The 13618-nt window shown below is 29.7% G+C and carries 17 protein-coding genes; 7 read left to right on the plus strand and 10 right to left on the minus strand.

The features are described from left to right. Positions 1 to 17: 17 nt before the first annotated feature. From CALAG_RS07215 to CALAG_RS07235, 4 genes are all read right to left on the minus strand, one after another. Positions 18 to 566, minus strand: coding sequence for a hypothetical protein (locus CALAG_RS07215; protein ID WP_015233075.1), 549 nt, complete (start codon positions 564 to 566; stop codon positions 18 to 20). Continuing rightward, entirely contained in the window at positions 559 to 1206 is a 648-nt protein-coding gene (locus CALAG_RS07220) for a translin family protein (protein ID WP_015233076.1), read from the minus strand. Before CALAG_RS07220 ends, CALAG_RS07215 begins: the two co-directional genes overlap by 8 nt. A gap of 87 nt (positions 1207 to 1293) precedes the next feature. Then, on the minus strand, positions 1294 to 2241 hold the full coding sequence (locus CALAG_RS07225) for a beta-ribofuranosylaminobenzene 5'-phosphate synthase family protein (RefSeq protein WP_015233077.1): 948 nt from the start codon (positions 2239 to 2241) through the stop codon (positions 1294 to 1296). Positions 2242 to 2516: 275 nt separating this feature from the next. Continuing rightward, entirely contained in the window at positions 2517 to 2804 is a 288-nt protein-coding gene (locus CALAG_RS07235) for a 30S ribosomal protein S26e (protein WP_015233078.1), read from the minus strand. Between the two features lie 223 nt (positions 2805 to 3027). On the opposite strand from CALAG_RS07235, the gene rpl18a reads away from it, so the two are divergent. Genes rpl18a through ftsY form a run of 3 tightly spaced genes read left to right on the plus strand, consistent with a single transcriptional unit; the run spans position 3028 to position 4695 of the window. Then, a complete protein-coding gene (gene rpl18a, locus CALAG_RS07240; RefSeq protein ID WP_245529240.1) occupies positions 3028 to 3339 on the plus strand; it encodes a 50S ribosomal protein L18Ae in 312 nt (103 codons plus the stop codon). Next, positions 3339 to 3776, plus strand: coding sequence for a prefoldin, molecular chaperone implicated in de novo protein folding (locus tag CALAG_RS07245; RefSeq protein WP_015233080.1), 438 nt, complete (start codon positions 3339 to 3341; stop codon positions 3774 to 3776). Before rpl18a ends, CALAG_RS07245 begins: the two co-directional genes overlap by 1 nt. A 4-nt stretch (positions 3777 to 3780) precedes the next feature. Beyond that, complete coding sequence (gene ftsY, locus CALAG_RS07250) at positions 3781 to 4695, plus strand: signal recognition particle-docking protein FtsY (RefSeq protein WP_015233081.1); 915 nt, start codon at positions 3781 to 3783, stop codon at positions 4693 to 4695. Between the two features lie 2 nt (positions 4696 to 4697). Here ftsY and CALAG_RS07255 read toward each other — a convergent pair whose 3' ends face one another. The 3 genes from CALAG_RS07255 to CALAG_RS07265 are packed head-to-tail and all read right to left on the minus strand — an operon-like array spanning position 4698 to position 7364. Next, complete coding sequence (locus CALAG_RS07255; protein WP_015233082.1) at positions 4698 to 5555, minus strand: CBS domain-containing protein; 858 nt, start codon at positions 5553 to 5555, stop codon at positions 4698 to 4700. Positions 5556 to 5559: 4 nt separating this feature from the next. Then, entirely contained in the window at positions 5560 to 6549 is a 990-nt protein-coding gene (locus CALAG_RS07260; protein ID WP_015233083.1) for a CBS domain-containing protein, read from the minus strand. Beyond that, complete coding sequence (locus CALAG_RS07265; protein WP_048816835.1) at positions 6546 to 7364, minus strand: CBS domain-containing protein; 819 nt, start codon at positions 7362 to 7364, stop codon at positions 6546 to 6548. The genes CALAG_RS07260 and CALAG_RS07265 overlap by 4 nt, the downstream gene beginning before the upstream one ends. A 220-nt stretch (positions 7365 to 7584) precedes the next feature. Between CALAG_RS07265 and CALAG_RS07270 the strand changes: the two genes are divergently transcribed. Further along, positions 7585 to 8805 (plus strand): methionine adenosyltransferase, encoded by a 1221-nt coding sequence (locus CALAG_RS07270; protein WP_015233085.1) that lies wholly within the window; start codon positions 7585 to 7587, stop codon positions 8803 to 8805. A gap of 1 nt (position 8806) precedes the next feature. Here the strand turns inward: CALAG_RS07270 and CALAG_RS07275 are convergent, their stop codons facing one another. Both CALAG_RS07275 and CALAG_RS07280 read right to left on the minus strand, forming a co-directional pair. Continuing rightward, positions 8807 to 10783 carry a DUF460 domain-containing protein gene (locus CALAG_RS07275; protein ID WP_015233086.1) on the minus strand — a complete coding sequence of 659 codons (1977 nt, stop codon included), beginning with the start codon at positions 10781 to 10783 and terminating at the stop codon, positions 8807 to 8809. Beyond that, positions 10773 to 11675, minus strand: a complete 903-nt coding sequence (locus CALAG_RS07280) for an RIO1 family regulatory kinase/ATPase domain-containing protein (RefSeq protein ID WP_015233087.1) — start codon at positions 11673 to 11675, stop codon at positions 10773 to 10775. The genes CALAG_RS07275 and CALAG_RS07280 overlap by 11 nt, the downstream gene beginning before the upstream one ends. A 254-nt stretch (positions 11676 to 11929) precedes the next feature. Between CALAG_RS07280 and CALAG_RS07285 the strand changes: the two genes are divergently transcribed. Further along, complete coding sequence (locus CALAG_RS07285; protein ID WP_015233088.1) at positions 11930 to 12289, plus strand: ArsR/SmtB family transcription factor; 360 nt, start codon at positions 11930 to 11932, stop codon at positions 12287 to 12289. A gap of 43 nt (positions 12290 to 12332) precedes the next feature. On the opposite strand, the gene CALAG_RS07290 is transcribed toward CALAG_RS07285, so the two are convergent. Then, on the minus strand, positions 12333 to 12764 hold the full coding sequence (locus tag CALAG_RS07290; protein WP_048816836.1) for an AAA-associated domain-containing protein: 432 nt from the start codon (positions 12762 to 12764) through the stop codon (positions 12333 to 12335). 179 nt (positions 12765 to 12943) lie between these two features. Between CALAG_RS07290 and CALAG_RS07295 the strand changes: the two genes are divergently transcribed. Further along, entirely contained in the window at positions 12944 to 13345 is a 402-nt protein-coding gene (locus CALAG_RS07295; protein ID WP_015233090.1) for a DsrE/DsrF/DrsH-like family protein, read from the plus strand. 10 nt (positions 13346 to 13355) lie between these two features. Further along, entirely contained in the window at positions 13356 to 13598 is a 243-nt protein-coding gene (locus CALAG_RS07300) for a sulfurtransferase TusA family protein (RefSeq protein WP_015233091.1), read from the plus strand. Positions 13599 to 13618 lie beyond the last annotated feature (20 nt).

Here is a 13618-nt window from a genome sequence, read left to right on the forward strand (position 1 = left end):
TCACCTTTTTTATAAAATTAATTGAATGTGCTAGAAACAAATCTTCCTAAAGAACTTTCTAAATATGATCTGAGCTCGCTTAACAATCCTAAATCATCCGCTTTTTCTAATGCCTGTTCTGCCATTTCAATAGATTTATTTAAATGAGTTTCATCAATTTCATTTAATCCATTTTTTAATGCCAATTCATATGCATAAGAGGCTTTATATAGAGGAGCTAAAACCTTAGCCTTCACTTTTGGTTCCATATCATTCCAAACTTGAAGGCATTGAAGTAAGAGCCCCATATCTATTAATTCTTTAGCCATAGCTATCCTATATTCAACATCTTTTCTGTTTTCCTCATTTTGATCTAAATAATTTTGTAATCCTATTACCTCCATTATTGACATGGGGTTTCCACAATATTTTTTCCTTCTTTCAAGTAATAGATTTTTTAAATCTTCATCCATTTTATTTAGCCATTTTACAAGTTCCTTTTCTGCTTCATCTATATCTTCAATCCAATAGATTTTTTCCATTATATTTCTAAAGGCTTGATCTATTGGATCAATATTATTACTCATTGTACTTCCTCTCCATTAAATTATTTAACATTACTTTTAAATTTTCTCTAGATTGTAGATCAACTATTAGTGATTTAGTTTCATCAACCAAATTTCTTGCTACATCTATTTTATGTCTTACTCCAGGTAATATCGAGTCGGAATAATCAAGGCTCCTCATTTCCAAATAAATTGTTTCCATAATTTCTAATGATTTCCATGCATTATCAAAATTTCCTTTTCTAACAGATTCAAGAGCATATCTTTTAAGCTCTCCAACAACATCTCCTAAGCCTTGAAGATAAGGGACTGGTGGAACATTTAAATCATCGTTAGTCGGAATTTCTTTATTAGTTATTATATTTAAAAAGACCTTTGCCTCAACAAACTCACTTAAAGCGTTATAGACTAAACCAGAATAGGTTAATTCTGGGGCATTTAATGAGAGCTTTATTAATTCTTTTGCTTTGTTTTCACATTCATGTAAATAATTTAAAGCACTGTCTATATCTCCTTTATGAGCTTCAGTAATGCTCCATCCGCTATATCTTATAACATCTCTAGATATCTTAACAATTTCTTCTCTAATGGAATCTAATTTTTTCAAATATGTATCTACTGATTTTATTATATCTCCAATTTTATTTTTCTTCTCCTGCATCTTTATCTACTCAATTCTTTATGATTTGAGAGAATTCATAAATCTTTTTGAGTTATTTCTCAGTTAATATTGATTATTTAAGTTTGCTTAGGCTTTTAAAAATGCCCCTATATTATCTACCTTTGTTATCCAAACCTTTCCTCCACCCAAATCATTAATTAGTTTTTTAATTTCTTCAGCGGCTTTGATAGAATCATTATATTCAAAAATACCATAGCTTGTAGGCCCCCAACTCGATTGACATGCACAATAAGCTCCCAGATCAAGAAATCTTTTTATGATTTCTTCAGTTTCTTTACAGCAATATATACTATCTTGATATTTTTTCCAATATTTTCCTAATGATGAATTAAACTCTGTTAATCCCTCTCCAAATGATTTAAAATCGTTTTCAATAAAACTAGGCATAATTTTCATTAATACAATCCTTGATAAATATGATGAAAAAGATTCTTCCATAATAGGTAGGTTAGAAAGAATCTCATCCTCTCTTTTTTTGATTTCCAGTATATTCTTAATTGGCTTTTCTGGCAATGAAACTACGATTCTTAGATTATCTGGAACGATTCCTTTGAAAATCAATGGTGCAACGTTATTTCCTTTAACCCCTCCATCGATTATAAAGCCGCCATGTTTGAATGAATTTACTCCTAATCCTGAGTTTTGATTACCTCTATTAGAAACTTTTGCTAGTTCATCAATGCTAGCCTTTTTATTACATAAATAATTGATTCCAAAACCTATTGATAATGCTAAAGCAGTAGTTCTACCCAAACCTACATGTATAGGTATATCTTCCAATATTTCCGCTTCGAAATATTTGTTACAATCAAGGTATTGTTTAAATAATGAAATATAATTTAGTCCATCTTTATCATTTATTGAATCTTTTTCTGATATTTTTAATCTTAAAACAAGTCTCGGGCTCTCTAAAGAAAAACCAAGTGTACCATATTTTCTTCCTAAGTTTCCGTTTAAATCTATGTTTCCTACATGCACATGGCTTGGCGCAGAGATTAAAACTTCATTTTTCATTCACGATATCACCTAGAGACCCCTTCCATTTGGAAGGGAGTTGTGAATCATAAAATGTATAGTGGGTAACAGAATATAAATCTGAGAATGTTTCCTCATGAAGAGATAATTTCATGAAAGCATAGATAGGAAGATAAAAAGACTCATACCTTTCATTAAGGTGAGCCATGATATGTTAACACATCAAAGAAAGTAATAAAGGCATACCATTAATATTGAAAATCCCAATGCCCCATTGAGAGGGCGAGGTAGTTTACTAAAATTCCAAAGAACAATTAAAACAGGTTTGTTCTTGGTTTCCTTGAATCCTCTGCTCTTATTTTAACTAGTCCAAAATGAATTGCACAGCTTATGCAATAGCATTTGGTTACTGGATATCTTGGTATTATTGCTCCTTTTTTGGTTAATTCTTCAGCTAATTGAGGATCTACTGGTGTGTAATCCCTAGTAACACAGATTGCTTTATCTTCTGGAACTAACCTTCCACAATTATCACATTGTATTAGTTTTGATTTACCTTTATCTCCTTTCCTTCTACCTCTGCTTTCTCTCTTCTTTGGCAAATTTCTTCACCATACCTTTACGCTATCCTTAGAATTTATAAGTTAAAATGAAGAATCGCGTTTTATGAAAATGGAAAAAGATTTAGGGAGTTTTTTTAAAAAAGTAGTTATTTCCAATTCATGAAAAAATATCAATCCTTTCAAGTTGAAGTTATTTAATTAATAATAAATTATTTCATTTTTTAAAAAGCATTGAAGATTTTAAAAACATTTAAAAAGTTGGTTGAATAATTATGCGATAGGGATCAAAGAAAAGAGAGGATTAAAAATGTCAAATGAAATTAAGGTATATCTTGTCAAAGGTAAAATGATGTTATCTCATGATAAATTCCCAATATGGAATAAATTTGAAATATATGTTAGAGCTATGAAAAAAGAACATGCTATTGAAAGGATATATTCTGAACTAGGTAGTAGACATAAATTAAAAAGAGAGCACATAAAAATAGAATCAATAGATGAAGTACCTTTAGATCAAGTTTCTGATTCATATATATTAAAATTGCTTGAAACAAATAAAATGGTGAAGTTCTAATGTCGAAAACTCAAACAATAGATGTAAATACATTAATAGTTCAGCTAGAAGCGATAAGGTCAGAAATTTCTCAGTTAAGATCTTTTATTTCCCAATTATTATTGCAAAGAGATGGTATAGTAAAGGCAAAATCGAGTATAGATGCGATTGGCAATAGTAGTGAAGAAAATATTATATTTCCATTAGATCCTGGATATATGGCCATGACAATAGCAAAGCCTTTAGATAAGAATCACTTCATTATATATCTTGGAGCAGATATCTATGCAAAATTGGAGACAAATGAGGCTATGAAAATTTTAACAGAAAAGGAGAGCGAATTAAATAATGCTATAAATGATGTAAGCCAAAGATTGTCTCAACTTGAAAAACTTCAGGATCAATACGAATCAGTATTACAACAAATAAGTGAGCAGGCGCAACAACAAAAGGTGTAATATTTTGTTTGAAGGCCTCAAAAAGGCCTTTCAGAAATTATCAAATACAATTAAGGATAAGGTAGAATACAAAGAATTAAAAGAAGATGATGTAGAAGAAGTTTTGGAAGATCTTAAATTAGATATGATAGAAAATGATGTAGCATTTGATGTTGCTGAAAATATAATAGAAAATGTAAAGAAAGAACTGATAGGATATAAGGTAAAAAGAGGAGAAAGTGTTGAAGATGTTATTAAGGATTCATTAAAAAATTCCATAATGAAACTTATGGAATATGAAAATAATGATATAATAACTAAGATAAAAAACAAGTGTTCAAAGAATGAGCCCTTTGTCATCGTATTTTTAGGGATAAATGGTGTTGGTAAAACAACAACTATAGCAAAGTTTTCAAATGTTTTAAAGAAAAATAATATATCTGTTGTAATAGCTGGTGCAGATACTTTTAGGGCGGGAGCACAAGAACAAATAGATGTGCATGCTAAAAGGTTAGACATTCCAATAATAAAGGGTCAATATGGAGGGGATCCAGCGAGTGTAGCTTATAATGCCATTCTATATGCAAAGTCTAGAGGTATTTGCACTGTATTAATAGATACTGCAGGAAGAATGCATAGTGATGTTGACCTAATGGAGGAATTGAAGAAAATAATTAGGGTAACCAAGCCTGATATGAAGGTATTAGTTGTAGATGCATTAACTGGAAATGATGCTGTGGAGCAAGCTAGGTTATTTAATGATAACATAGGTATTGATGCTATTATTATAACTAAAATAGATGCTGATGTAAAAGGAGGTGTAGCAATATCAGTTTCTAGCATTACAAAGAAGCCAATAATTTATCTAGGATATGGACAAAGTTATGAAGACTTAAAGAAATTTGATCCAAAGGAATATGTAAATAACTTGTTTGATTAAAATTAGTCCTTTGCTATTATATTCATAAATTCTAACTTGCTTAAGGTTCCAATTAGTGTGTTATTATCTACAACTGGTAGGACACCTATGTTTTCTTCAATCATGATTCTGGCTGCGTCTGCTGCATCATCTTCAGGCCTTATTATAAACGGATTTGATGACATTATATCCTCTGCTATTGGTACTAAATACATCCTTAGGCTAATGATTTTTTCTTTATAAACATCTGGAACCTTATTCCTTATGAATCTATCTTTACCCCTAGACATCAACATTGATAACGGTAATTGGGCATAAGCAATATCTTTTTTGGCAATTACTCCAATAGGTTTATTTGATTCATCTATAATTATAACTTTTCCTGTTGGATCACTTTCAATCAACCTTGCTATATAAAATATGCTATGTCCAGGTAATGCTGTTGAATAGTCTTTCCTCATTATATCTCCAACTTTATATTTCCCTTTATATTTATCATAAAATGCCTTTACTATATCAGTTTTAGTTAAAATACCTACAAGCTTTTTTTCTGAATTTACAACTGGTAATCCTCCTATTCTATGCTTCAGCATAATTTGGGAAGCCGATTTCAAACTTTTTGATTCTTCGATTATTATTGGATCTTTTGTCATAACTTCTCCTACTAATATTGATTCTAACGGTTTTTGATAGTTTTTACCGAATAATGCATCAATAATATCAGTTGTTGTTAATATGCCAACAGGTACCTCTGCATCATTAACGATTACTAATCTGCTTATTTCCTTTTTTAGCATTAGATTTCTTGCATGAGCTAAAGAATCATTAGGGGAAACCGCATAAACTGGTGTCCTCATATATGAAGAAACCCTTGGGGCCATGATCTCACCTCATAGCTAGTGACATTAATAAATCCCTTTCAGTTATGATACCAACTGCCTCATTGTTATCATTAATAACTATTAAACTATTTGTATTGCGATTTATCATTTCTGTTGCAGCTTCTCCTATATCTGCATTTTCATTAATTGTGTTTATTTCCTTTTTCATTATAAGAGTTAATTGTAATGATAATACATCTTCTATGTTATATGAACTAACATTTTTGAAAACTTCATGAGATCCAAAGAAATTAACAAAATCCTTAGCAGAAACAATTCCAATAATTTCATTTTCTTTTGTAGAAATTACCGGTATTCTCCTAAAACCATATAATGACATTAGCTGTGCTGCTCTTTTTAAAGTATCATTTTCATATGCGGAAACGATGTTGGAAGTCATTATAGATGAAACCTTTTTACCAGTATCTTTGTAAATTATGTGTTTCACTATATCATGTTCTGTTATAACGCCAACAACCCTATTTAGATCATCTATAACAGGTAACATACCAAGGTTATTTATAGCCATTAATTTTATTATTTCTGTTAATTTTTGAGTTGTTTTAACAAAAACAGGCATTGTATTCATTATGTTTGAAACCTTTTCATTTTGTAATGCATTAAACAGGTTTTTATTATATCTTTGCTGGATTATGTTATAAAATTCCCCTCCTCCAAGATAATTAACTAGATCTGTTGCCATAATTATTCCTTTTAATGATGTCCTTGAATCGGATATAATTAATCCTCTAACATTGTAAGAAGACATTTTTTCCAATGCCTCAAGAATTGTTGAATTTGGGCTTATGGTAATAGCCGGTTTAGAAGCTAATAGACCCGCATCTCCACTTTTTTCCTTAACCCTTTGGGACCAATTCGGTTCGCTATCAGCTCTAATATACCTATAACCTATTGAATATTTTGATGATACATTTGTTATAGGTTTAACATATTTAGATAGCTTGATATTTGTCATCCTTTTGGAGTTACTCATATTTGATCACCCTTTATTATTACTTTAGCTATGTCTTCTCTATCAATTATTCCAACCACTTTTTTATCGTTTTCGCTAGATACTATAGGTATTCTACCATAATCCTTTTTCACTATTGGTATAGAAATTTCATAAAGTGTTGACCATGGATATCCATATATTACAGTATATGTCATTGCATCTTTAACTTTAGTTTGATTTTTTACTCCAGATTCGCTTTCCAGATGAATTCTTGTATAGCCTTTTTTGATAAGATCTAGTTGAGTAATTATACCAGTAAGTTTCTCTTTATCATTTACAACTGGAAAACCAGCATATTTGTATTCCATCATTTTCTTCCAAATTTTTGATATTGGATCTTCAAGGTTCACTGTTATAGGCTCTTTTGTCATATAATTTTCTGCATTAATATTTTTTAAATAATCTTTTGCTTTATTAAATAATAATTTTACTATATCTGATATACTTACTAAACCTATGTATTTTTTCCCTTCTAATATAGGAATTTCCCACAAATCATATTTAAACATGAGATTTAACGTTTCAAATATTGTGTAGTTAGAGTTTATTTCTAATAAATGTTCTTTTAGTATTGATGAAGAGGTAGCATTAGTTTTTGTTGATGATACTATTAATACATCGCTTCTATTAATAACTCCCAAAAAGTTACCCGAATTCCTATCAAGTATTGGTAATGCTCTAGCCCCAGTGTTTCTTATAATTTTTCTTAAGGTTGCTATGGAATCATCATTATAAGCTATCGGCCTTGTTCTATCAATAATAGAAATAACTTTTGTATTTCCGATTTCATACAAGAAAGATTTTTGCAGGTTTCTCACCCTTTTATATTATAGACTTATAGGTATTTATGTCTATCTATTAATTTTTTTCAATTAACTTATTAAATACATGCATAGAATTAGCTGGTTATTAAATTTTTGTATATAAATAAAATTAATAAAATATAGAGCAAAATAATTTAAAACTTTACATATTATTTGAAAATTCAGAGGTATGGAGTTAAGGGTGTGAAAATTGGTAAAAAATATAGTGGTAAGAGAGGTTTCAGCATCTTCTGTGCAAGATAACCAAATAGAGCTTGTTGAAAGGAAAGGCCTTGGCCATCCTGATTATATAAGTGATGCAGCTTCTGAGGAAGCTAGTAGACAACTAAGCCTATATTATTTACAAAAATATGGGGTAATAATGCATCATAACTTAGATAAAGTATTGCTCGTTGGAGGCCAAGCAACGCCAAAGTGGGGGGGAGGCGATGTTATCCAACCTATATATATAATAGTTTCAGGTAGGGCCACAACAGAAGTGAGGACATCTGAAGGAGTTGAAGAAATACCAGTTGGTCGTATAGTAGTTAAGGCTGTTAAGGAATGGATATCAAATAACTTAAGGTTCCTAGATCCTGAACAACATGTTATCGTTGATTATAAAATAGGTAAGGGAAGTTCGGATCTTAGGGGTATATATGATTCTAAATCTCAATCCCATAGATCTAATGATACAAGTTTTGGAGCAGGATTTGCTCCTATGTCTACATTGGAAAGATTGGTTTATGAAACAGAAAGAACATTAAATAGCAAAGAGTTTAAAAATAAAGTTCCAGCATCTGGTGAAGATGTTAAGGTTATGGGATTAAGAAATGGGAATAATATAGATATAACTATAGCCAATGCAATTGTTTCCAGATTTGTAAATAATCCAAGTGAATACCTTCAAATAAAAGAAGAAATAAAAGAAAAAGTCCTAGATCTTTCATCTAAAATTGCACCTAATTATAATGTGAGAGTATATGTTAACAATGGTGATTTGCCAGACGAAGGCGTATTTTACTTAACAGTAACTGGGACAAGTGCAGAGCATGGAGATGATGGTGCAACAGGTAGGGGTAATAGAGCTAATGGTCTTATAACACCAATGAGACCTATGAGTTTAGAAGCAACTGCTGGTAAGAATCCAGTTACTCACATTGGTAAAATATATAATATTGCATCAAAAGAGATTGCTGAAGTAATATATTCTAAAGTAAATGGATTAAAGGAGGTAACAGTAAGATTATTGGGTCAAATAGGGAGACCAATTAATGATCCTCTAATTGCGGATGTAGCAGTAATACCAGATAGCAATGTTAAACTTACTTCTAACATGAAACAAGAAATAAATAGTATTGTAGATGAGTACCTTGAGAATTTACCAGCTTTAACTATGAGGATCTTGAAGGGAGAAACTACGCTTTATTAGATCAAATTTTATTTTTTCTATATTGATCTATTATATTTCTTAAATCTATCTCCTCTACATTACTCTTTTTCAACTCTTTATTTTTCATTGATGCATCTTTTAAAATTGTTGAAGGGGCAAAGGTAAAGATATCAATATCAACTATATTATAATCATTTTTGTTTAAGACTGGTATACCTTTTTTCTTTAACAATTCAGATAGAGTTGTATCTTCCCTATTGACTATAATTGCTAGTATATTCTTTTTTATTATATAGTTTATTGCATCATTTTCAAAAGAACCTTGATCTTCTATTAAAATCACATCCCCTTCTTTTAATTTACCATAGATATCTTCTACCTTTTTAATATTGTTCATCTTTAGAGATTGAAGTCTCTTTATAATTATCATCTCATTATTCAAAATTTTCATTAATATATTTTTAAATAAATTATTCTTTTCATTAGCAATATTTATATTTTCCTCGAGTTCATTGACTAATGAATTTAACCTAGATACATCATTTTTTAGTTTTTTTATTTCTTCATCTTTTAACAACTCCGTTTTTAATTTTTGTTTTACTGATCTAACCTCGTTTTCTGAGATAGCCAATGATTTAATTAATTCATTTACTTTATTTTCCAATGTAATTTTTTCTGCCTCAAGTTTTTGTATTTTAGATATTAACTCATTTTCAGGTTGTTTATCTGGATTGCAATTATTGTTATTCTCCTCTTTATATTCTTCATTATTTAAGTTTAGCATTTCATTTATTTGTTTATCTATGGCATCAGCAATAGTTATTCCTCTTATAACATCAGCTTTTATTTTTTCTACATCTAAATCTATATCAATTTTTTCTACATATGATTCTACTTGAGAAAGCTTAGATTTGTAATTAAGAAAAGCCTTGTATGCTGATGCTAATGCATCTCTTTCATGTGTTGTATCAGGATTTTCTCCACCGGTAGCTTTTAATGCCAAGCTGCTTTTATCAACAACAAGCATATCCTCCCTAGGTACATATATTTCTGCATTTATTTGACTTGCTAGCTTCTTTACCATATCAGGTATTATATCTACATCTACAGCTAGCAATATAGGCTTTCCATAAGAATATATTAATGATATGATATCTCCTCTATCCATTTCTTTTTTGCTATCCAAATATAAAACATTGCCTTCTAAATCAATAATAGCAATACCAGTAGTAATTCCTGGATCTATGCCAACTATAATTGGTCTATCAGGTTTATCTAAATTATTACCGAATAAAATTTTTCCATCATATATAGATTTGATTGCTATAGAATAATCAATTCCCTTATGAGGTCTAACAATCCCATATAATTTTTCTCTAGATGTATATACAGTAAAGATAGCTGAATCTATTCCCCCTTCTCCTTTTTTAACGAACATATCATAATCTATACCAGATCTTTCTAATAAGTCTTTAATTTTATTAGCAGCTATATTTACTGAAGCCCTTATTCTTCTTTGGTATCTATTTTGGCTCATACCTCCGCTTTTTGACCATCTTCCCTTAGAAACTATTATTTGGGTCTTTTCATTAGAAAAGGATATCTTTGTGCCTTTACCTTTTAATGCTATAACAGCTGCTAGATATGCTGTTTTGCTTGGAGTTAATTTGCCTTGATCTATCTCTAAGTTTATCTGTTTTGCTATTTCCTTTATATCAGCAAATTTTCCATCATTTATAGTAACTTGTACAAGTTGGGTTTGAGGAGGTAAAAGGGAAAGTATTTTTGATAATGATTTTTCATCCTTGGCTATTTCAAAAACATTATCTATTGCTATTGCTTTTGGCTTCCATTCCCATGCAAGTCTTATTAAAGATGACAATGTAATATCTCTAATTTTGTTGACAATCTTTAAATCATTATCAATTATAATAACAAAGAATTTATGATTTTCTTTAGAGAGGGGGCTCCCACTTTCTATGTCTATGCCCATGTAGAATTCTCTTTTATTTTCCATCAATTCCCCCCTTAATGGAATCCATTAGATTATCAACGCTTACCTCTATCCCAAATCTTTTATAGAAATAAGAGGCTAAATATTCTAGTTCTTTTCTTAAAATCGATTCAGCATATTTATTTTTAACATCTATAAATTGAGGCCAATCAATTATGTATCCTCTTGGATTCTCGCTATTGCTTATTAAAATATTATAAGGGCTAAGATCTCCATGGATGATACCTACCTCTTTATATGCAATTCTTAATGTAGCTATTACATCATCTAATATATTTTTTACCATTTCTTCACTTAATTCTTTTACCTTATATAATTCTAATCCATCAATTTTTTCCATTATAATTGAGTGTCTATTTACATATATTGGTTCTGGAACTAATGCACCTTTTTTCCATAGATTACTTAATGTTAAAAATTCTCTATTAGATACTTTCTTAGATAATTCAATCCATGAATTCCATTTTTTAAATTCAAACGATCTTTTTCTTCTTATTGCCTTAAATGATGTTCTTCCCTCTTTATGAAATTTTATAATAGCATTTTTCTCAGAAATTAACTTAGCGTTATATATATCGCTTTCTTTCCCAGAATTTATTTTATCTCCTATATCAGTTATGATCTTCTTATTAAAGTAAAATCTTAAAGATAAGATATCTAGGCCATTAAATGTCAATTGATAACCATAAAAAGGCGAAGCTTCTGATATAATGAGTCCTAAATCAAGAAGTTTTTCAATAGATTTTTTGATTTGATTCGAAGGTATATTTGATTTGTTTTCTAAAACTTCTAATGGTACAAATCCATAATAACGCATGAATTTTTCTATTAGAAACAATGTTTTAAAATCATTGTTATCCATTTGATAATATTTTTCCTTTAACGATAGGCCCAATTTCTATCACTTTTTAGTACTCCTTTGTATAGTGTTTTTGTCTAAATTTAAATTTGTTATAATTTAATAATTTAGAAATATGTATTATCTTTTAGTGGGAAACATTTATAAATATAACCTAAACATATAGATAAGAAGCTTTTAAAAAAATAAAATTAATAATCTAACAAATATATTGGATACAAAAAAATATTAACCCGGTATTGCATAGATATAAAATGTAGAGATAAGTTAGAAAAAAGGAGTGAAATGTTATGTCAGAAAATATACCTACAAAGGAAGGGATTTATGAAAGAGATAAAGTGTTGTATGTAATTGGTCCAAAAGCCATAGCTAAGGTTTCTTCAGCATTGGCTAGCGATACGAGAGCAAAGATATTGTCAATATTACAAAAAGGTCCTGCAGATTTAGAAGATCTAGCAAATTTGGTAAATCAGAGCAAAGCAAATGTGAGTAGCCAAATAAGGAGACTAGAAGAAGTAGATATTGTTAGATCAAAATATTCTCCAGGGCAAAGAGGTATAAAAAAGATAGTAGAATTAATGGTAAATAAAATGGTTATGGTTATAAGCCCAGATAAAATGCAGGAAGCCCAAGAGAAAGATCTGATTTAAATAATTTAATATTATATCATTTTCTTAAATATTATTCTACATATTATTCTACAATAACATTAATTCCAATTAGAGCAAGCCATTGGGATATAACATTTATTGCTTCATCAATATTATTGTAGCCATTTTTTTCCAAAATTTCTCTTAATTTTTCTATATTAATTTGATTCTTTTTTGCACTAGATATTATGTCTTTAAATGGTTCTGCATTTTTGATCAATTTTTTCATAATAATTCTCATATCTTTATTTTCAGCCTCTTCAATTTTTTTACCAATTTCTGTAACAATTAAATCTCCATTTGATTGCTTCACTAATCCAATTATTTCAGCAGCCTTTATTACATGTGGTAATAAATCTATATCAACATCTAGCATTTCATCTAGCCTTGATGAATCTACTTTTCCACCAATGGAATTCAAATACTTTACTAGCCCAATTACTTGATCAACATAAACTAAGGGGAATTGATCCATAAATCCGTTTAACACCTATATAGTATTTTATACTTTGGAATATTTAAATTTATATTAATAGCCAGCAGTTTTTTATGTAGAGACTACTATATAAGTACTAATTTTCTATTCGTATAGATGGATTATATATAAAGAGATAAAATTCTCTAAAAAGAAAAATTAAGTGGGTGAGGTGTACAATGTCTAAGCTCTCTATTATTGTATTTTCGGGAACGGATGATAAACTCATACCTGTAGGGGTAATTGCCCAAGGCGCTGCAGCCTTAGGAATGGATGTTCAAATATTTGTTACTGGGTGGGCCTTAACTAAATTTATTAAAAAACCAGCGAACCCTGTATGGCCAAAAGAATTCGAAAGCATGGTTCCATTATTAATGGAAGGCATGAAGAAAAATAATGCTCCTTCATGGGCAGATATGTTAAAAGAAGCGAAATCAATGGGAGCAAAGGTCTATGCATGCAGTTTAATGGCATCTGTAATGGGATTAAAGAGGGAAGATTTTAACGAATTAGTTGATGATATTGTTGGGGTTGCAACATTTTTACAAAATGCTGAAGGAGGTCAAACATTATTTATTTGAGGTGAATAATATGAGTGAAAGCGGAAAAAAAGTAGTTGATGCAAGAGGTTTATCTTGTCCAGGACCTATAACAAATTTAACTAAAGTTTATAGGAATGCAAAAAATGGTGATGTATTAGAAATTTGGGCCACTGATCCAGGATTTAAGAGTGATATTAAAGCCTGGATTGAAAGAACAAAGAATGAGCTTATAGAATTAAAAGAGGATAAGGATAAGATAGTTGCTGTAATTAAGATTACAGCTAAGAAATAATTTTTTTTCTTTGGGATGAT

The sequence above is a fragment of the Caldisphaera lagunensis DSM 15908 genome (assembly GCF_000317795.1).
Classification (GTDB): domain Archaea; phylum Thermoproteota; class Thermoprotei_A; order Sulfolobales; family Acidilobaceae; genus Caldisphaera; species Caldisphaera lagunensis.